Below are 17,251 nucleotides of genomic sequence, written 5' to 3' on the forward strand. Positions count from 1 at the left end.
CTCTGAAGGAACTCGATCGATGACGCGTCACTTGCGAATCTTGGGTGCGTTGCTGACACTGTCGCTCATCAGTGCCGGGCCGGCTGACGACGGACGCTGGTATGCTGGGGATTATTCCTTCTCCGATGAGCTTGGCGGCTTCCGCATCCTGTCAGTGACAGGCTCAGGTACAAAAGCCGATCCGATCGAAATCAACGAGGAACTCGACTCAGCCAGCCCCGTCACTTTGGTGATCAGGGCCGCAAGGCCAATTCAATATCACGGGTTTCCCGAGGGTGCCTTCCACTTGCGCGTTGTCGCCCTGAACAAGAGCGGATTGGCCTGGATCGAGTTCGAATTCGAACTTCAAGAGATTCTCGGCAAACCAAGCGAGTTCTATGACGGTCTGTCGTTCGATCAGACCAACCCCAATCCGGACTTCATTTCGTCCAGCCGATTTGCCCGTTTCGAGAACCGCTTCGAGAGCTTTGACCGGCTGCGCTTCACCAGCGGCCACGCTGATCCCCTGGACCGGCCGGCGTTTGGCTTTTTTGTCACTGACGTCACGCCGGTTCCCGAGTTTTACCTGGTGCAGGACCCACGCGTACCTTTTTCGTGAGGACCACCAAAACGCGGTCCCTGCACATGATCGCTACTCGCCGCTATGAGTGCGGCCGTGGGCCCAGTCCATGTAGAGATCGAGCGCCTTGCGGGCGACCGGGCCGTCTTCGAAATCGCGGCCGTCGAGGCGGTTGACGCCGACGATCTTGGAGTAGTTGCCGCTGGTGAAGATTTCGTCGGCATTCATGAAATCTTCGACGGAAAGCGCCACTTCGCGCACGTCGAAGCCTGCCTGGCGCAGCAGACCCATGACGCGGGCGCGGGTGATGCCGGCGAGGAAAGTGCGGTTGGCGGCCGGCGTGGAAACGACGCCGTCCTTGACCATGAAGATGTTGGAGGATGCCGTTTCGGCGACGTTGCCGTTCAGGTCGCGCATGAGGGCATTGTCGAAGCCGCGGCTTTGCGCTTCGGCGATGGCGCGGCCGCTATTCGGATAAAGCCCGCCTGCCTTGGCGTCCGTCGTCGCCGTTTCCGGCGACGGGCGGCGGAAGGGCGAGACGGTCAGCGACGAGCCGCTGTGGCCGCCCATCGGCGCTTCGAAAAGGCAGAGCGCGAAACGGGTCGATTCCGCATCGACGGAGACGACGCTGCCCGGCGAGCCGTGCTCGCCCCAGTACATCGGCTTGATGTAGATCGGCGTTTTGCCGTCGAATTTCCCGATCCCCTCCCAGGCAAGCGCCTCGATCTCCTCGGCCGTCTTCAGAGGCTTCAGGCCCATGTTGACGGCGGAACGGTTGACGCGCTGGCAGTGCAGGTCGAGATCCGGCGCAATACCGTCGAACCAGCGGGCGCCGTCGAAGACCGTGGACGCAAGCCACATGGCATGCGAGGTCGGGCCGATCAGCGGCGGATTTCCGGGAAGCCACTCGCCCTCGACATGTGTCCAGGTGGCCGTGCGGGGCGATGTATCGACGGGCATGATCTTCTCCTCCCAAAAGTTGGAGAAGCAAAATCCTTCCCGGCAGGCAGGGTCAAGCGGAAATTCGGCCGCTCCAAGCGGACGCAACAAAAATGCCGCAGCCGGCCATTCCGCCGCAACAATCATGCGCGTCCGCCTGCATGAAAACGATGAGTGCATCAGCGAAAATGATCGAACGGTGTGTTGGTGCGAGATGCTTCCACGTGGCATCATGAAGGCGGAATCTCAAACAACAGAGCAGGAGGCCGTCCGATGAAAGCCATGTATTACGAAGCCTTCGAGCAGGCCCCAGACATCCGCACCGTGCCTGACCCCACGCCGAGCGAGGACGGCGTGGTCATCGCCATCGCCGCGACCGGCCTTTGCCGCAGCGACTGGCACGGCTGGATGGGGCACGATCCGGATATCCGCCTGCCGCATGTGCCGGGACACGAGCTCGCCGGAAAGATCGTCGCCACCGGCAGGGGCGTGATGCGCTTCAAGGCGGGCGACCGGGTGACCGTGCCCTTCGTTTCCGGCTGCGGCCATTGCAGCGAATGCCATTCCGGCAACCAGCAGGTCTGCCCGAACCAGTTTCAGCCCGGTTTCACGCGTTGGGGCTCGTTTGCCGAATATGTCGCGATCGACTATGCCGACACCAATCTCGTGCATCTGCCCGACAGCATCGACGATGCGACGGCGGCAAGCCTCGGCTGCCGTTTCGCCACCTCGTTCCGCGCCGTTGCCGACCAGGCGCGCACCGGACCCGGCGAGTGGATCGCCATCCATGGCGCGGGCGGCGTCGGCCTTTCGGCGATCATGATCGCCAGCGCGCTCGGCGCCAATCCGATCGCGATCGACATTTCCGAGGAGAAGCTTGCCTTTGCGCGCGAATGCGGGGCAGTGGCGACAATCAACGCGGCGGCTGTCGCCGATGTCGCAGAAGCCGTGCGCGAGATCACCAAGGGTGGCGCGCATGTCTCGATCGACGCGCTCGGCCATCCCGTCACCTGCTTCAACTCGATCAAGAATCTCCGCCGCCGCGGCCGCCATGTGCAGATCGGGCTGATGCTCGGAGAGCATTCGACGCCGCAAATCCCGATGGCGCAGGTGATCAGCCATGAGCTGGAAATCTACGGCAGCCACGGCATGCAGGCCTGGCGCTACGACGCCATGCTCTCCATGCTTGCCGCCGGCAAGATCGCTCCGCAGAAGCTGATCGGCCGGACGATCAGCCTGGAAGAGGCGGTGCCGGCGCTGATGGCGATGGACAGCGCGGAAGGAACCGGGATCAGCGTGATTACGCGGTTCTGAAGAGGTGGTGCCATGCTGATCGCCCAGATAAGCGATATCCACGCCAGCCCAAGTAATGACAACCTTGCCCGGCTTGACAGGGCGATTTCCTGGCTGGCCACGGTGCAGCCGGATGTCGTCGTGGTGTCCGGGGATCTCGTCAACGGCGGCTGGCGGGAAGGCTACGTGCAGATAACTGCCGCGTTGCAAAGTCTCGCGTGCCGCACTTCATTCCTCCCCGGCAACGCGGACGACCGCACCGTCATGCGCGCGGCGATGCCCGAGGCCGCCTATCGGGCCGATGGCGAAAGAATGCATTTTGCCGAACGCCATGGCGCCGCGCTGATCATCGGCCTCGACACATGCGTCGACGGACACGCCCATGGCGATGTCACGGAACATCTCCCGTGGTTGCGGCAGACTCTGGCGAGCGATCCGTCAGCCATACCGTTGCTCTTCATGCATCACCATGTCTTCCCTACCGGCATATCGCCTCTAGATAATATCATATGCGTAGGTGCGGATGCGCTGAGCGACCTGCTATCGAGCGGCATAAGACGCCCCATCGCAATCTGCAGCGGTCATGTCCATCGGCCAATGGCGAGCCTGATCGCAGGTATTCCGGCGTACATATCCGGCTCGATCTGTCCTGCCAATCCTTTGCTGCTCGATCCGTTACGCGAACCGCCTGTCACCGACCCTCCCGCCCTCATGATCCATGATCTTCGGAACGGCCGGCTGGTCAGCAGTCACGTTTCCGTCTGATAGATATGGTCGTCGCCATTCTCTCGCGGGAGGAGGACGCGACGGAACTGGCAGGGACGATCGAGGCAGCCCCAAAAAGTTACACCTCGGCGCTGGTCCTCCTTGAAGCCGCGATGCGGCTTTCGACGAAGCTTGCCGTCGATCCGATGATTGTCGAAGAGCGTGTACGCATCTTCCTTTCCGAGGCCCGGATCGAACTTGTGCCCATGGACGAGCGCACGGCAAGCCTCGCTATCAAAGCCTTCGCCGATTACGGAAGGGGCCGAGGCCACCCGGCGCAGCTCAATCCCGCCGATTGCTTCTCCTATGCCTGCGCCAAGGCACTCGGCATTTCTCTCCTTTACAAAGGGCGCGATTTCGCAAAGACGGACCTAGCTGGACCGGCCTAGAGTCTATCCTTCGACGCAGTGAACACCTGGGCCAAGCCATCCCATACCGCGCGGATGCGCGGGATATCGACCAGATTGGCGGGGGCAAGCATCCAGAGTTCGCGATCGGGCATGGCCTCGCCGTAGTCGATCTCGACCAGAGACGGGTTATGCTTGGCGACGAAGCGCGGAAGCATGGCGATGCCGAGCCCGGCGGCTGCGGCACTTGCCTGCACGATATTGCTGCTCGAGCGGAAGATGAAGGCATCCCGGCCGAACCTCGTTTCCAACCAGCGGGCTTCGGCCACGCCATCGCTGTCCAGATCAAATCCGATGAGCCGGGCTGGTCCGCTTTCATCAACAGTCTCGGCAGCCGCTTTCGATGCGTAGAAGGCGTATCCGATCGTCGCCACGCGCTTCCCGGTCAGATCGCTATCCTTCGGGTGTCCGAGCCGCAGTGCGATATCGGCTTCGCGCTGGGCAAGGCTGTGCACGCGGATATCGGTGACGATTTCGAGTTCGACGTTCGCGAGCCCGCCCAGCACGTCGCCTAGCCGCGGCGCGATGACGAGATCGGCGATCGAACGGGTCGTCGTCAGCCGCACACGGCCGCTCGGGCCATTCGTATAAGCCAGCCGGTCGCGGATCGCCGATGCAGCACTCTCCATGGCAGCCGCCTCGGACAGGATCGCGGTTCCGTGGCGGCTGAGCTGATAGCCGTCGGCACGCCGCTCGAAGAGCGCGAAGCCGAGGAGGCTTTCCAGCGCAGCGATGCGGCGTGCGACGGTCGCATGGTTGACCTTCAGCGCCCGCGCCGTCGCCGAGAGGCTGCGGTGCCTTGCCAGCGCCGTGAAAAAGCGCAAATCCTCCCAATCGACGTCTGTGCGTTTTTGCTCAGCCATTGTGATACGATAGCGAATATTCGCGCAGCGGGAAAGCGGTTAGCGTCCTTGGCGATCCAATCCAAGGAGATATGCCAATGGTTCCCCTCACCCTTCTTCAGCATGCGGGCGTCACGCCGAAAGCCGCCGATTGGGCGAAATCGGCCGTTGTCGTGATCGACGCGCAGAATGAATATGTGGACGGCGGACTGCCGCTTCACGGCGTCGCGGCAGCCGTCGACGAAATCCACGCACTGCTCGATGCCGCCCGGCGCGATGGCGTTCCGATCATTCATATTGTTCACCACGCGCCGGGCAGCGGCCTCTTCGCGACCGGCTCGCATGGTGCGGAGATCATTCCCGCGCTGACGCCTTCTGGCGGTGAGGCCGTTATCCCGAAGACGCTTCCCAATGCCTTTGCCGGAACCACGCTTGCCGCGGCTCTCGCAGCAATTGCCGAGCAGACCGGCCGCTTCGATCTGATCCTCGTTGGCTTCATGACGCATATGTGCATCAGCGCCACGGCGCGCGCGGCACTCGATCTCGGCATCAAGGCGACTGTCATCGCATCCGCTGCTGCGAGCCGCGATCTGCCGGACCCGCTCGGCGGCATGATCCCGGCCGAGACCGTACACCGAACGGCTCTGGCGGAGATTGCCGACCGTTTTGCGACGGTCGTCCCCGGCATTGAAACGATAGTCAACCGGCACGCAATGGTCTGAGTCAGGCAGATGCTGGCTTACGGCTTCTCCCGTTTCTCCTGCTCTTCCCTGTATTGCCTGACCGTTGCGGCGCGCTCCGCCTTTTCGGCTTTCGAAAGGGCACCGTCGCCGTCCTTGTCGTAGAAGTCGAAGGCGGAGAGGAGGAGCGCCCTGAACTCATCCTCCGTCAGCTTGCCGTCCTTGTTGGGGTCGAGCGCTATCAGGGCGGCGACGCGATCCGCGCCGCTCAATCCATAAGCCAACGGCGCTTGCGGCAGCGGCGGCGATGTCAGCGCTTCGTCGAGTGTCACGATACCGTCGCCGTTACGATCAAAATTCGCGAAGCGGGCCTCCATGCCAAGTTCGACCTGTTCGCGGCTTTCGTAGAGGTTGGCGAGCTTGTATTCGTCGAGCGTCATGCGCCCGTCGGCATCGAGATCGCCGGCGAAGAATGGCATCGCGTCGGCGGCCGCCCTTTGGCGTGCGGCGTCGACCTGCCGGAGCCTGGCGATATCGCCTTGATCCAAAGTACGGTCGGCGCCGGTGTAGACCGCAAAAGGCTCGAGATGCTCGGACACATACCGGTCGCGCGTATTGCCCATGTCCTCCACAAGAAAAATCGGCGGAGCAGCCGGCGTCCCGGCCCGTGCTGGCATTGCGGCGGCCGACAGGCAGATTGCGGCAAAGACGAAACCGGCTCTCATGAATCCCTCCAAGCCATGAGCGGACATCAATAATGCAACCCATTCGTGCAGCAATTCGAAGACAGCTGCAACACGCCGCATACAAGTCGCCAAGAATTGCTGCTAAGCATGACGCGCTTGAAGGACAATAACAGGAGGTGCCTCATGGCCTGGTCCGCCAGCCAATATGTGAAGTTCGAGGATGAGCGGACACGCCCGGCGCGCGATCTCCTGGCGCAGGTGCCGCTGGAGCGGGTCGAACGCGCGATCGATCTCGGCTGCGGGCCGGGAAATTCGACCGAACTCATCATCGACCGCTACGGCAAGGAAGGCGTGTCCGGCCTCGACAGCGACCTCGACATGCTGGAGGCCGCGCAGAAGCGGCTTCCAGGCACTGCCTTCACCGAGGCCGACCTTGCGACCTGGCAGCCGGAGGAGCCCGCCGATCTGCTCTTCGCCAATGCCGTCTTCCAATGGCTGCCCAACCATCTCGACATCTTCGACCGGCTGATGGACGGGCTTTCCGAGGGCGGCGTACTGGCCGTGCAGATGCCCGACAATCTCGGCGAGCCGACACATCTGCTGATGGAGGAAAGCGCCCATGCCGGACCGTGGACGACGGCCTTCGAAAAGAAGAGCGTGCGCCGCAACCCCCTTCCGCCGCCGCCGGCCTATTACAGCCGCCTGATCGGCAAATCCGCGCGCGTCGATATCTGGCACACGATCTACAACCACCCGATGGCGAACGCTGGGGCGATCGTCGAATGGGTGAAGGGAACGGGTCTGATGCCCTACCTCGCCCATGCCGGCGAGGAGCACCGCGAGGCATTTCTTGCGGATTATCTTGCGCGTGTCGAGAGAGCCTATCCGAAGACGGCGGACGGGCGGGTGCTGCTGCGCTTCCCGCGGCTGTTTCTGGTGGCGGTGAAGGGTTAGCTAGTGCGCCGGTACCGCAAAGTCGCCGCGCTGTGCCGCCAGCATCTCGCGCAGTGGTATATGCTTCCTATCGACGTTAGTCGGTCTCCCCGCGGGATAGCTTGGTAGGGCAGCAACTACAGATTCCCTCATTCCTGTGCTGGCACAGGAATGAGGGAAGAAATATATGACAGTGCCAGTCGGCAACCTCGTGTTTGCCGCAGCCTCGCCTAAGATCGAAGCGCTTGGAATGTTTCCCCTCAACTGACGTGATGAGGGAGGGCTAGTAAGCGGCCTGCACAAAGCCACCGGCCACGCTTGCGGTAGCGCCCGGCGGCCTTATATTCCGGCGCTGACAATCACGGAGCGCGATCCCCATGCCAGACGCCAAGCCCACGCCGCCCACCACTCTGGTCATCTTCGGGGCGACCGGCGACCTTACCCGACGGCTTCTCGTTCCGGCGATCATCAATCTCACCCGCGGCGCTATGGTCGGCGACGATCTCGACATTCTCGGCATCGGCATCGAGCCCGGCGACGACGAGACGCTGCGGGGGCGACTGGACGATTTCCTGGCCGGCCTCGGGGATGGCGAACCGCTCGTCAAGGATCCAGCCTGGGCACGGCTGCGGCAGCGGATCAGCTATATTTCCGGTGATTTCACCGGCGAGGGAATCTATCTGGAGATCGCCAAGCGCCTGTCTTCAGCGCCGAGCGGCAATGCGGCCTTCTATCTCGCCGTGCCGCCGCGGTTCTTCGGCGGAATCGTGGAGAAGCTCGCGGCTCACGGACTCGCCGCCGAGAACGAAAACACCTTCCGCCGCATCGCCATCGAAAAGCCCTTCGGAACGGACCTCGCCTCGGCGCGGGCGCTCAACGCGCAGATCCTGAGCGACGTCGACGAAAGCCAGATCTACCGGCTCGACCATTTCCTCGGCAAGGAGACCGTCCAAAACCTGCTCACGGCGCGTTTTGCGAACATGATGATCGAATCGCTGTGGAACAGCCGCTATATCGATCATGTGCAGATCACGGCGGCCGAAACCGTCGATGTCGGCAGCCGCGGCGCCTTCTACGACGCGACGGGGGCGCTGCGCGACATGGTGCCGAACCACCTGTTCCAGCTCCTCGCCATGATCGCCATGGAGCCGCCGAACAGCTTCGACGCCGAAGCGATCCGCAACGAGAAGAGCAAGGTGCTGAAGGCGCTGCGCGTCTATACGCCAGAAGAAGCGGCAGCACACGGCGTTCGCGGCGTCTATTCCGGCGGGCGGCTGAACGGCGCGGAAATCCCCGCCTATCACGAGACGCCGCAGGTGGCGCCGGACAGCAAGACCGAGACCTTCGTGGCGCTGAAGCTCTATGCCGACACCTGGCGCTGGGCGGGAGTGCCCTTCTACCTGCGCACCGGCAAGGCGATGACGGCGCGCGACACGGAGATCGTCGTGACATTCCAACCCGTGCCCTTCGCACAGTTCCGCGAGACCGACGTCACGCGGCGGCTGCCGCCGAACAAACTGGTCATCCAGGTGCAGCCGGACGAAGGTATGAGCCTGGAGATATCGATCAAATCGCCCGGGCTTTCGGTCGACACCGTGCCGGTTTCGCTGGACTTCCGCTATGCCGACCAGTTCGACATCGGCAAGATGACCGGCTACGAATCCCTCATCTACGACCTGCTGATCGGCGACCAGACGCTGTTCCAGCGCGCCGACGGCATCGAAGCCGGCTGGGCGGCGGTGCAGCCTTTCCTCGACCTATGGGCGAAGGGCGGTGACCCGGAAGCCTACGCCCCCGGCAGCATGGGCCCTGCCTGCGCCGACGGCCTCATCGAACGCGACGGACGGCACTGGCATGGGCTTGGCGTGCTGCAGGCGAAGAAAAAATGAGCCGCAAGTGAAGATTCAAGCAGAAACAAACGGGTTTCCACCCTGCAGCCGGCGACGCGCCGCCCAAGCGAGTCAAAAGTTCTGAAATTCTGGATCTGATTGAAATGCCTTTGGTAGCAGCCGCTCGCAACGTTCTGGTGCGAGCGGCTTCAGTACACGAAAGCGATTCGCTTCACGCTTTTTTAGAGCCCGGAAGCGGCGTAAATTCCGCGATCAAACGAACTGGCTCAAGCCCGGGACCGAGGCGACGACCTCGTCGACGACTTCTTCGCCGGCATATTGCTTGGCGATGGCGATGGTTTCCTTGGCGAGTGAGGTGATTTCGCCCATGCCGAGGCCTTGGCTCATTAGTTGCTGGCCGAGGCCCATGATGCCGCCGCCGCCGAGAGCGCCCATCAAACCGCCAAGCAGGCCGCCGCCGGCGCCTTCGCCGTTGTACTGGGCGACGAGATCGGCGCCGCTCGGGATGGCTTCGATCATCTTGGCGACTGCGGCGTCATCCCCTTCGCGCTGCAGGAAGCCGAGCATCATGCCCAGCGCCTTCTCGGCCAGATCGGGCGCAATGCCCACGCGATCGGCAATCTGGGTCACAACTTCATTCATTGTCAGCCTCCTGTTATTTTGACGTTGACGTCAACGTTATTCGAGTTTCTTCCGCAACTCAAGCCGCGCCGCCGGGAGAGGGCATTTTCCCCGGATTTGCTTTCAATGCAAACAGTTGTCGGCATCCCGGTCCCTGCTTATAACAGGTGGACGATAGTAAGATGAATGCGGCTTATTGCGATCTCCGCATTTCAAACGCAAGCGGCGGCATCGGCCCAAGGGAGAACTGCTTCATGCTCGAGGATGGCAAGATTTTCATCGGCGCCAGCCGCAATCCGGACGACAGCATCAACAAGCCGGAATATCTCGACCTGAAATTCGGCAACCGCCACGGCCTGGTGACAGGCGCCACCGGCACCGGCAAGACGGTGACGCTGCAGGTGCTGGCGGAAGGTTTTTCCAGAGCCGGCGTTCCGGTCTTTGCCGCCGACATCAAGGGCGACCTTTCCGGCATCGCCGCCAAGGGCGAGCCGAAGGACTTCCTCATCAAGCGGGCCGAGCAGATCGGTTTTGCCGATTACGAGTTCGACCAGTTCCCGGTGATCTTCTGGGACCTCTTCGGCGAGAAGGGCCACCGGGTCCGCACCACGATCGCCGAAATGGGACCGCTGCTTCTGGCACGCCTGATGGATGCCTCCGAGCCGCAGGAGGGCGTCATCAACATCGCCTTCAAGATCGCCGATCAGGCAGGCCTGCCGCTGCTCGACCTCAAGGATTTTTCCTCGCTGCTCAACTATCTGGGCGAGAATGCGAGCGAGCTTTCCAGCCAGTTCGGCCTGATTTCCAAGGCTTCCGTCGGCTCTATCCAGCGCGCGCTGCTCGTTCTCGAGCAGCAGGGTGCCGAACATTTCTTCGGCGAACCGGCGCTGAAGATTTCCGACATCATGCGCACCGGCAATAACGGCTACGGCCAGATTTCCGTGCTTGCCGCCGACAAGCTGATGATGAACCCCAGACTTTACGCCACCTTCCTGCTCTGGCTACTCTCCGAGCTTTTCGAAGAGCTGCCGGAAATCGGCGATCCGGACAAGCCGAAGCTCGTCTTCTTCTTCGACGAGGCGCATCTGCTCTTCAATGATGCGCCGCGGGTCTTGACCGAGCGCGTCGAGCAGGTCGTGCGCCTGATCCGCTCGAAGGGCGTCGGCGTCTATTTCGTCACGCAGAACCCGCTCGACGTGCCGGAAACGGTGCTCGCCCAGCTCGGCAACCGCGTGCAGCACGCGCTGCGCGCCTATTCGCCGCGCGAACAGAAGGCGGTGAGGACAGCCGCCGATACCTTCCGCCCCAACCCGGCCTTCGACTGCGCCACCGTGATCACCAATCTCGGCACGGGCGAGGCGCTGGTTTCGACGCTGGAGACCAAGGGCGCGCCGTCGATCGTCGAGCGCACGCTAATCCGCCCGCCATCCGGCCGCGTCGGCCCGGTGACGGATGCAGAGCGCCAGCAGGTCATGGACCGGAGCCCGGTGCTCGGCGTCTATGATGAGGATGTCGACCGCGAATCCGCCTTCGAAATGCTGGCCGCCCGCGCCAGGAAGGCTGCCGAAGCAGAAGCCGCCAAGCGGGCGCAGGAGGAGGCTCAAGCGCAGCAAACGAGTGCCGGAACGACCTCCGGCTGGAGCCTGCCCGGCTTCGGTGGCAGCGATGATGAACAGCCAAGCCGCGGCCAATCGCGCGGACGTTCGTCCGGTTATCAGCGCGAAACCGTCGTGGAAGCCGCGATGAAGAGCGTGGCACGGACGGTTGCGACGCAGGTCGGCCGGGCGCTGGTACGCGGCATTCTGGGGAGTTTGAAGCGGTAAGTCTTGGCAGCGCGGTTCGCGGCCTCTTGCCATGGGACTGCCCCTCACCTTAACCCTCTGCCCGTTCTGACGGGGAAAGGGAACGCGCTCCACCCTGCCTCGGTGATTTGAGAAGACAGCGCGGCATATTTCCTTCTCCCCGTGGGCGGGGAGAAGGTGCCGGCAGGCGGATGAGGGGCAAGCCGGCGACCATAAGAGGAAATCCACCTACCGCTTGCGGACGAATTCCGTGCGCAGGACGAGGCCTTTGATGGTGTCGTGGCGGCAGTCGATTTCTTCCGGGTTTTCCGTCAGGCGGATCGACCTTATCACCGTGCCCTGCTTCAGGGTCTGATTGGCGCCCTTGACCTTCAGATCCTTGATGAGGGTGACGGAATCGCCGTCCTTGAGGACGTTTCCGGCAGCGTCCCGGACCTCGGCGGCCGTCTGCGCGGCAGCAGCCAATTCCGAAGCCGGACGCCATTCGCCCGTCACTTCGTCATAGACGTATTCGTCGTCATTGCCTGCCATGGTCGTCTCTCCTAAATCAAGAATGTGCCGGTCTGGCCGCTTATAACAGCCAGGCTGCCTCACGCAAGTTCAGCCGGGAAGACAAGGGCTCGTGCCGCGTACCATGTTTTTGAAGAGGCCTGATGCGACCGCCATGGTTGCATTCCTGCATATGCGATGGTATTTCGTGTGTGCACTCAAAGAGAAAGGAGGGTCGCGTGCATAATGACTATTTCCGGTTCAACCGGCAGCGTGGCCCCGTCAACGCCCTGCACATGCGTTTGCAGGGCTGACCAGAGACCGTTTCTCGCCAAACTCTCTTCCTGGTCCGCCCTTTGTGGCCAGCAGCGCCAAGCTTTATCACTTGAGCGGCTGCGATTTCAGATCCACCGCTGACGTATCGCATCGATGATGGCCAAGAGCCCTCGATGGACGATCGCGCGGTCAAGACCAGAGAACGAGCATGACCCTTCTCAATATCCGCAACCTCGGCATCACGCTGTCGAGCCCGCTGTTTTCCAGGCTCAACCTCGTCGTCAATGCCGGCGACCGGATCGGCATCGTGGCCGCCAACGGCCGCGGGAAATCGACGCTTTTCCGCTGCATCGCCGACACGCTCGAGCCGACGGAAGGCGACATCACCAGGGCGCGCGGGCTGACCGTCGGCTATGTCGAGCAGAACGTGCCGCCTGCCCTGTTCGCCAGGACCTTTTATGACGCCATTCTCGATGCACTCTCTCCGGAGCAGGTGGAAACCGAGAGCTGGCGCGTCGATGTGGTGCTGGAATCGTTCGAGGTGCCGGAGGAGTTGCGCCAGCGTTCGCTCGCCGCCCTCAGCGGTGGGTGGCAGCGGCTGGCGATGCTTGCCCGGGTGTGGGTCACCGAGCCGGACCTCTTGATGCTCGACGAGCCGACCAACCATCTCGATCTCGGCAAGATTGCGCGGCTGGAGGAATGGCTGAACGCGCTGCCTCGCGACGTGCCGGTGATTCTTGCCAGCCACGACCGCGCCTTCCTCGACGCCGTGACGAACCGCACGCTCTTTCTGCGTCCGGAGCAATCGCAGCTCTTCGCCCTGCCCTATTCCCGGGCGCGGGTTGCGATCGATGAGTTCGACGCGGCGGACGCGCGCCGCTACGAGCGCGATATGAAGACGGCCGAGCAGCTGCGCAAGCAGGCGGCGAAGCTCAACAATATCGGCATCAATTCCGGCAGCGACCTTCTGGTGGTGAAGACCAAGCAGCTGAAGCAGCGGGCGGAAAAGCTTGAAGACGCGGCGAAACCGGCGCATCTGGAGCGCTCGGCCGGCGCCATCAAGCTCGCCAATCGCGGCACGCATGCCAAGGTGCTGTTGACGCTGGACGATGCGGCTGTTGGGACGCCGGACGGCACGCTGCTCTTCAAGACGGGCAAGCAGTTCATCTGCCAGGGAGACCGGATCGTGCTGCTCGGCGAAAACGGCGCCGGCAAGACGCGGCTGATCGCGATGCTGCGCAAGTCGATCACCCACCCGGAAACCGCCGAGAATGGCATCAAGGCCACGCCGTCGCTCGCGCTCGGCTACGGCGACCAGGCGCTTGCCGATCTCAGCGATGCCGATACGCCGTTGGAAACGATCATCCGCCGCTTCGACGTCGGCGATCAGCGGGCACGCGCGCTTTTGGCCGGCGCCGGCATGTCGATCGAGATGCAGGGCCGCCCCATCGGCCAGCTTTCTGGTGGGCAGAAGGCGCGGCTCGGCATGCTGGTGCTCCGGCTCTCCAACCCGAACTTCTACCTGCTCGACGAGCCCACCAACCATCTCGACATCGACGGGCAGGAAGCGCTGGAAAGCGAGCTGATGGCGCATCAGGCAAGCTGCCTGCTCGTTTCTCACGACCGCAGCTTCGTGCGCGCTGTCGGCAACCGCTTCTGGCTGATCGAGAAGCGGAAGCTGGTGGAGGTGGAGAGCCCGGAGGGGTTCTTCGCCTCGGCGGGCGAGCGGTGATTGGCGGGTGGATTGCGGGACGTGGCTGTCCGCTTACCCCTCCGTGGCCAAGTGAGGAGAGGTCGTGCCGTGCAGGCCCCTCATCCGATCCTTTGGGCTACCTTCTCCCCAGCGGGGAGAAGGTAGCGGAAACGCCCCGGCAGGCGGATGAGGGGCCGCAAGCCGCTACTTCCGCCTCCATTCCTGTGCTCGTCACAGGAATGTGAGTGGAACAAAAGGGCCCCTTTAAAACGCCTTCGGCGCAGCGCCCAACAGGTTCAGCTTGCCGCCGGTGATCGTGAAGAGGCTGAGTTTGCGTTCGACATTGCCGCCCGGGGTCAGGCGGAAAAGCCCGGTCACGCCGCGGAAGCCGGTCTTCATCGTCAGGTTCTCGGCCGTCAGGCCCGCCGGACCCTTGACGCGGATGATGCCTGCGGCGATGGCGATGGCGTCGTAGCCGTAGGCGGCGTCCGTGGACAGCGTGCGGCCATGGTGGCGCTTGTAGCGGTCGGCGATCAGACTGGCATCGTCCGGCTCGACCATGGCGATCGTGGCGCCCGCGACAGCGGGGTCCGCATAGGCCTGAGACGGCCAGGCGCTGGTGCCGATGAGAACGAGATTGCCCTGGCCGCTCGCCTTGATCGCACCGGCAACCGTCGGCACGATGACGCTCTTGCCGAGGATGACGACTGCATCGGCCTGCTGAAGCTGGGCCTTCGACTTCTGCACGGTCTCGGCAGCGGCCGCATCGCTGAGATCGTAGCGCGCGGTCCCGACATAGGTGCCGCCGCCAGCGCGGATAGCGTCGGCAAGCCGCATCTCATGAGTTGGCGGAAAATCCCTCGGGGCGAAAACCATCACCTTCTTGTGCCCGCCCATAGCCGCCGCAAGGATGCCTTCAAGCGCGCTGTCGAGCTCGTCCGAGGCGAAGTTGTAGACATTGCCGGCGGTTGCCGGAACGTCGTCGCCAAGGTTGACCAGCGGCGGACGCTGATCGGAGGGCATGGCGGCAACCGCTGAGGTGACGGCGGGCGGAACATAGCTGATGAGCAGCGCCGAATTGCGTGCCTTGGCGGCGCTGACGGCGGCAGGCACCGCACCCGCACCGCCCGAAACATCGATGACCTTGACAAAGACCTGACCGTTGCCGAGTTCGCCGACACTGAGAGCTGCGCCGTCGCGCACATCGCGGGCGGCACCCTCGTAAACGCCGCTCGCGCCTCGAGGCAGCAGCAGCGTGACCTCCGTACCGGTCTCGCCGAAGGTCTCTTCGACCTTGCTCGACGGCGCCTTGATGTCGGTATTCTTCACCGTGCCCAGCCCATCCGCACCCGACTGGCAGCCTGTGGCGGCGGTAAGGAAAAACAGCAGCGGCAGCGTGCGGGACAGGCGCCGAGGTGCAGACAAGGAGACCGAAAGCGCGTCAGCGAGCCTGCCGCATAAACCATATGATGGTTCGGTCCGTAGCTTTGAATGCGATATCACTGTTTCCCCCGAAATGCGGCATCCCGGCCTTTTGCGGCCTTTTAGACGGCGCTTATTTCTGCACCGGGCGCAGGCGAAAATCAAACCCTTCCCCCAAACTTGGTTGACGGCAAAGCTAAAGTTTTACGCTCCTTTGAGCGGAAGCTTTATACTTGGATTACCCACGCTTCCAAACGGCATATTTATAGAACTTCGGTACATTTTCTCTCATACAGGGAGAACCAAACCCGATGAAGCGCAGCACAAAAGCAAAAATACTTGCAGCTTTTACTTTTTCATCTTTCGCGCCACTGCTATTCAGCTCGCAGGTTGCGGCAAAAATGCCAGAGATGCAGATCAGCACGACGCCATATACATCAGCACTGACGAACAATACTGTTTACGCGCTGGCACAAGCGGGTAGCATGGCAGGCGTCTTCAATCTCCTCAGAACGGCCGCCAGCGGCGTTTCTAGCGCCGTTCAGACGATTAACCTTGCCGCCGTGACGCAATTGCCGCAGGCGGAGACGACCGCCTCGATCAAGCCGGGTGAGCCGCGCAAGGCGGCCCCTTCGAATGATGCCGTCTTCGGCTCCGTCACCATTCCGTTCAAGCGGCTTGCCGCGGTCAAGCGCCTCGCGCCTTCGCTCGCCGAGATGGTAGACGGAGCGGCGATCAAATGCGGCGCGAAGGGCTGTTCGGATGCGGCTGAGGTCGTCAAGGCGACGCTCGACAAGACCGGGCAGGCTTCGATCCGCGACAAGCTGAATGCGGTGAATGTCGCGGTCAACCGCGCGATCCGCTACCGCCGGGACGCCGACACCTATCAGACGGCGGACTACTGGGCGACGCCTTCCGAGACGCTTGCCCGCCAAGCGGGCGACTGCGAGGATTTCGCGATCCTGAAGATGGCGGCACTTCGCGCCGAAGGCGTCGACATGACGGACATGTCGATCGTCGTGCTGTTTGACCAGAAGCGCCAGTTCTATCACGCGGTGCTTTCCGTCGCGGTCAACGGCAACTACTTCATTCTCGACAACATGCGCGATCAGGTGCTGCCCGACAACCGCCTGCCCGACTACCAGCCGCTTTTCTCCATCGCCAGTGGCAAGGGATATCTGCATGGGCTGCGCGCCGGCAACAAGCAGGTCGCTTCCCGCATGCCGCTGGAGAAGGTCGCACCTGGCGAAGGCGCGGCATACTGAGACAAGCCAAAACACCTGATGTTCAAGGCGGTCGCGCGACGCGGCCGCTTTTTCGTTTCATGCGTCAGTCAGTAGCGGGAGATATAGCCGATCAGCATCGACTTTTCGTGCGTCGGCGCCAGGGCGAGATTGATCTGGCCCCGCATCGACTGCGTGCCGACACCGATGCTGAAGCCGGTGTTCAGCGTCTTGCCGCGGTTCAGGTTCAGCGTCGTGATCGCCTGCTCGATCTGCGTATCGACCGAAAAGCGCAGGCTCTTGGTCAATTGCGCCGTATCACCCATGGGCAGGCGCTGGCGCAGCATCGAGAGAAACGGATCGTTGAAATACTGGATCTTCTTGTCGTGGGTCAGCAGGATCGCCGGCGATGGCGACGCTTGGATGACGGCATTGAGGTTTGTCATCGAGGCTATGTCCTCGACGGCGTCCAGGCGGCGCAGAGCCCATTTCAGACTGAGAACGCGCAGCAGCGAGGCGAGATTTCCGGATTCCGGCATCTGCGACGCCGTATATTGCACCAGATCGGCGGTCGTCATCTTGCCAGCGGAGGACATGCGGCCCAGGCCGTCCCAATAGATGCGCTCCAGGCGGATGCCGCGGCGCTCACCTCCCCGGCCGACGACGGCGCGGAAGCGCGGCTCGATTTCCTCCGCGCCGATAACCGGCAACGGCTCGTCGGCGGGTTCAGCCTTCGTCAGATCGGTCGCGCGGGGCTTGGAAATCAGCATC

The 17,251-nt window shown here is 62.8% G+C and carries 17 protein-coding genes; 10 read left to right on the forward strand and 7 right to left on the reverse strand.

Annotated features, from left to right (window positions below):
* Nucleotides 1-19: 19 nt before the first annotated feature.
* Nucleotides 20-598 (forward strand): hypothetical protein, encoded by a 579-nt coding sequence (locus tag ACZ9BX_RS10270; protein ID WP_476219966.1) that lies wholly within the window; start codon nucleotides 20-22, stop codon nucleotides 596-598.
* Between the two features lie 33 nt (nucleotides 599-631).
* Here ACZ9BX_RS10270 and ACZ9BX_RS10275 read toward each other — a convergent pair whose 3' ends face one another.
* Nucleotides 632-1,519, reverse strand: a complete 888-nt coding sequence (locus ACZ9BX_RS10275; RefSeq protein WP_476217623.1) for a branched-chain amino acid aminotransferase — start codon at nucleotides 1,517-1,519, stop codon at nucleotides 632-634.
* A 252-nt stretch (nucleotides 1,520-1,771) separates the two neighbouring features.
* Here ACZ9BX_RS10275 and ACZ9BX_RS10280 point away from each other — a divergent pair, with 252 nt between their 5' ends.
* The 3 genes from ACZ9BX_RS10280 to ACZ9BX_RS10290 are packed head-to-tail and all read left to right on the forward strand — an operon-like array spanning nucleotide 1,772 to nucleotide 3,945.
* Nucleotides 1,772-2,812 (forward strand): zinc-dependent alcohol dehydrogenase family protein, encoded by a 1,041-nt coding sequence (locus ACZ9BX_RS10280; protein ID WP_476217625.1) that lies wholly within the window; start codon nucleotides 1,772-1,774, stop codon nucleotides 2,810-2,812.
* A gap of 12 nt (nucleotides 2,813-2,824) precedes the next feature.
* Nucleotides 2,825-3,556, forward strand: coding sequence for a metallophosphoesterase (locus ACZ9BX_RS10285; protein WP_476217627.1), 732 nt, complete (start codon nucleotides 2,825-2,827; stop codon nucleotides 3,554-3,556).
* A 5-nt stretch (nucleotides 3,557-3,561) separates the two neighbouring features.
* Nucleotides 3,562-3,945 (forward strand): type II toxin-antitoxin system VapC family toxin, encoded by a 384-nt coding sequence (locus tag ACZ9BX_RS10290; RefSeq protein ID WP_476217629.1) that lies wholly within the window; start codon nucleotides 3,562-3,564, stop codon nucleotides 3,943-3,945.
* Here ACZ9BX_RS10290 and ACZ9BX_RS10295 read toward each other — a convergent pair.
* Nucleotides 3,942-4,826, reverse strand: coding sequence for a LysR family transcriptional regulator (locus ACZ9BX_RS10295; protein ID WP_476217631.1), 885 nt, complete (start codon nucleotides 4,824-4,826; stop codon nucleotides 3,942-3,944). The two genes, ACZ9BX_RS10290 and ACZ9BX_RS10295, sit on opposite strands and share 4 nt — an antisense overlap.
* Nucleotides 4,827-4,903: 77 nt before the next feature.
* Here ACZ9BX_RS10295 and ACZ9BX_RS10300 point away from each other — a divergent pair, with 77 nt between their 5' ends.
* Nucleotides 4,904-5,527, forward strand: a complete 624-nt coding sequence (locus ACZ9BX_RS10300; protein ID WP_476217633.1) for a cysteine hydrolase family protein — start codon at nucleotides 4,904-4,906, stop codon at nucleotides 5,525-5,527.
* Between the two features lie 17 nt (nucleotides 5,528-5,544).
* Here ACZ9BX_RS10300 and ACZ9BX_RS10305 read toward each other — a convergent pair whose 3' ends face one another.
* On the reverse strand, nucleotides 5,545-6,210 hold the full coding sequence (locus ACZ9BX_RS10305) for a hypothetical protein (protein WP_476217635.1): 666 nt from the start codon (nucleotides 6,208-6,210) through the stop codon (nucleotides 5,545-5,547).
* Nucleotides 6,211-6,354: 144 nt separating this feature from the next.
* On the opposite strand from ACZ9BX_RS10305, the gene tam reads away from it, so the two are divergent.
* Nucleotides 6,355-7,125, forward strand: coding sequence for a trans-aconitate 2-methyltransferase (tam, locus tag ACZ9BX_RS10310; RefSeq protein WP_476217637.1), 771 nt, complete (start codon nucleotides 6,355-6,357; stop codon nucleotides 7,123-7,125).
* A gap of 356 nt (nucleotides 7,126-7,481) precedes the next feature.
* Nucleotides 7,482-8,993 carry a glucose-6-phosphate dehydrogenase gene (gene zwf, locus ACZ9BX_RS10315; RefSeq protein WP_476217639.1) on the forward strand — a complete coding sequence of 504 codons (1,512 nt, stop codon included), beginning with the start codon at nucleotides 7,482-7,484 and terminating at the stop codon, nucleotides 8,991-8,993.
* Between the two features lie 213 nt (nucleotides 8,994-9,206).
* Here the strand turns inward: zwf and ACZ9BX_RS10320 are convergent, their stop codons facing one another.
* The gene (locus tag ACZ9BX_RS10320) at nucleotides 9,207-9,596 is read right to left on the reverse strand and encodes a hypothetical protein (RefSeq protein WP_027507607.1); all 390 of its coding nucleotides are present in this window, start codon (nucleotides 9,594-9,596) and stop codon (nucleotides 9,207-9,209) included.
* Between the two features lie 233 nt (nucleotides 9,597-9,829).
* Here ACZ9BX_RS10320 and ACZ9BX_RS10325 point away from each other — a divergent pair, with 233 nt between their 5' ends.
* A complete protein-coding gene (locus ACZ9BX_RS10325; protein ID WP_476217642.1) occupies nucleotides 9,830-11,398 on the forward strand; it encodes a helicase HerA-like C-terminal domain-containing protein in 1,569 nt (522 codons plus the stop codon).
* Nucleotides 11,399-11,605: 207 nt separating this feature from the next.
* Here ACZ9BX_RS10325 and ACZ9BX_RS10330 read toward each other — a convergent pair whose 3' ends face one another.
* Nucleotides 11,606-11,908, reverse strand: a complete 303-nt coding sequence (locus ACZ9BX_RS10330; protein ID WP_476217643.1) for an alkylphosphonate utilization protein — start codon at nucleotides 11,906-11,908, stop codon at nucleotides 11,606-11,608.
* A gap of 442 nt (nucleotides 11,909-12,350) precedes the next feature.
* Here ACZ9BX_RS10330 and ACZ9BX_RS10335 point away from each other — a divergent pair, with 442 nt between their 5' ends.
* Nucleotides 12,351-13,874 (forward strand): ABC-F family ATP-binding cassette domain-containing protein, encoded by a 1,524-nt coding sequence (locus ACZ9BX_RS10335; RefSeq protein ID WP_476217645.1) that lies wholly within the window; start codon nucleotides 12,351-12,353, stop codon nucleotides 13,872-13,874.
* 225 nt (nucleotides 13,875-14,099) lie between these two features.
* Here ACZ9BX_RS10335 and ACZ9BX_RS10340 read toward each other — a convergent pair whose 3' ends face one another.
* Nucleotides 14,100-15,260, reverse strand: coding sequence for an ABC transporter substrate-binding protein (locus ACZ9BX_RS10340; protein WP_476217647.1), 1,161 nt, complete (start codon nucleotides 15,258-15,260; stop codon nucleotides 14,100-14,102).
* Between the two features lie 398 nt (nucleotides 15,261-15,658).
* On the opposite strand from ACZ9BX_RS10340, the gene ACZ9BX_RS10345 reads away from it, so the two are divergent.
* Complete coding sequence (locus tag ACZ9BX_RS10345) at nucleotides 15,659-16,522, forward strand: transglutaminase-like cysteine peptidase (RefSeq protein WP_476217649.1); 864 nt, start codon at nucleotides 15,659-15,661, stop codon at nucleotides 16,520-16,522.
* Between the two features lie 68 nt (nucleotides 16,523-16,590).
* Here ACZ9BX_RS10345 and ACZ9BX_RS10350 read toward each other — a convergent pair whose 3' ends face one another.
* The gene (locus ACZ9BX_RS10350) at nucleotides 16,591-17,250 is read right to left on the reverse strand and encodes a ribbon-helix-helix domain-containing protein (protein ID WP_132559772.1); all 660 of its coding nucleotides are present in this window, start codon (nucleotides 17,248-17,250) and stop codon (nucleotides 16,591-16,593) included.
* Between the last annotated feature and the right edge of the window lies 1 nt (nucleotide 17,251).

The sequence above is a fragment of the Rhizobium sp. USDA 3886 genome (genome assembly GCF_056279785.1).

What these genes read in the sequence shown, in the direction of transcription:
- ACZ9BX_RS10335 (WP_476217645.1), top strand. Translation starts at nt 12,351, where the DNA reads ATGACCCTTCTCAATATCCGCAACCTCGGCATCACGCTGTCGAGCCCG.
- ACZ9BX_RS10350 (WP_132559772.1), bottom strand. Translation starts at nt 17,250, where the DNA reads ATGCTGATTTCCAAGCCCCGCGCGACCGATCTGACGAAGGCTGAACCC.
- ACZ9BX_RS10345 (WP_476217649.1), top strand. Translation starts at nt 15,659, where the DNA reads ATGCCAGAGATGCAGATCAGCACGACGCCATATACATCAGCACTGACG.
- ACZ9BX_RS10300 (WP_476217633.1), top strand. Translation starts at nt 4,904, where the DNA reads ATGGTTCCCCTCACCCTTCTTCAGCATGCGGGCGTCACGCCGAAAGCC.
- ACZ9BX_RS10290 (WP_476217629.1), top strand. Translation starts at nt 3,562, where the DNA reads ATGGTCGTCGCCATTCTCTCGCGGGAGGAGGACGCGACGGAACTGGCA.
- ACZ9BX_RS10295 (WP_476217631.1), bottom strand. Translation starts at nt 4,826, where the DNA reads ATGGCTGAGCAAAAACGCACAGACGTCGATTGGGAGGATTTGCGCTTT.
- ACZ9BX_RS10305 (WP_476217635.1), bottom strand. Translation starts at nt 6,210, where the DNA reads ATGAGAGCCGGTTTCGTCTTTGCCGCAATCTGCCTGTCGGCCGCCGCA.
- ACZ9BX_RS10280 (WP_476217625.1), top strand. Translation starts at nt 1,772, where the DNA reads ATGAAAGCCATGTATTACGAAGCCTTCGAGCAGGCCCCAGACATCCGC.
- ACZ9BX_RS10320 (WP_027507607.1), bottom strand. Translation starts at nt 9,596, where the DNA reads ATGAATGAAGTTGTGACCCAGATTGCCGATCGCGTGGGCATTGCGCCC.
- ACZ9BX_RS10285 (WP_476217627.1), top strand. Translation starts at nt 2,825, where the DNA reads ATGCTGATCGCCCAGATAAGCGATATCCACGCCAGCCCAAGTAATGAC.
- ACZ9BX_RS10275 (WP_476217623.1), bottom strand. Translation starts at nt 1,519, where the DNA reads ATGCCCGTCGATACATCGCCCCGCACGGCCACCTGGACACATGTCGAG.
- tam (WP_476217637.1), top strand. Translation starts at nt 6,355, where the DNA reads ATGGCCTGGTCCGCCAGCCAATATGTGAAGTTCGAGGATGAGCGGACA.
- ACZ9BX_RS10270 (WP_476219966.1), top strand. Translation starts at nt 20, where the DNA reads ATGACGCGTCACTTGCGAATCTTGGGTGCGTTGCTGACACTGTCGCTC.
- zwf (WP_476217639.1), top strand. Translation starts at nt 7,482, where the DNA reads ATGCCAGACGCCAAGCCCACGCCGCCCACCACTCTGGTCATCTTCGGG.
- ACZ9BX_RS10330 (WP_476217643.1), bottom strand. Translation starts at nt 11,908, where the DNA reads ATGGCAGGCAATGACGACGAATACGTCTATGACGAAGTGACGGGCGAA.
- ACZ9BX_RS10325 (WP_476217642.1), top strand. Translation starts at nt 9,830, where the DNA reads ATGCTCGAGGATGGCAAGATTTTCATCGGCGCCAGCCGCAATCCGGAC.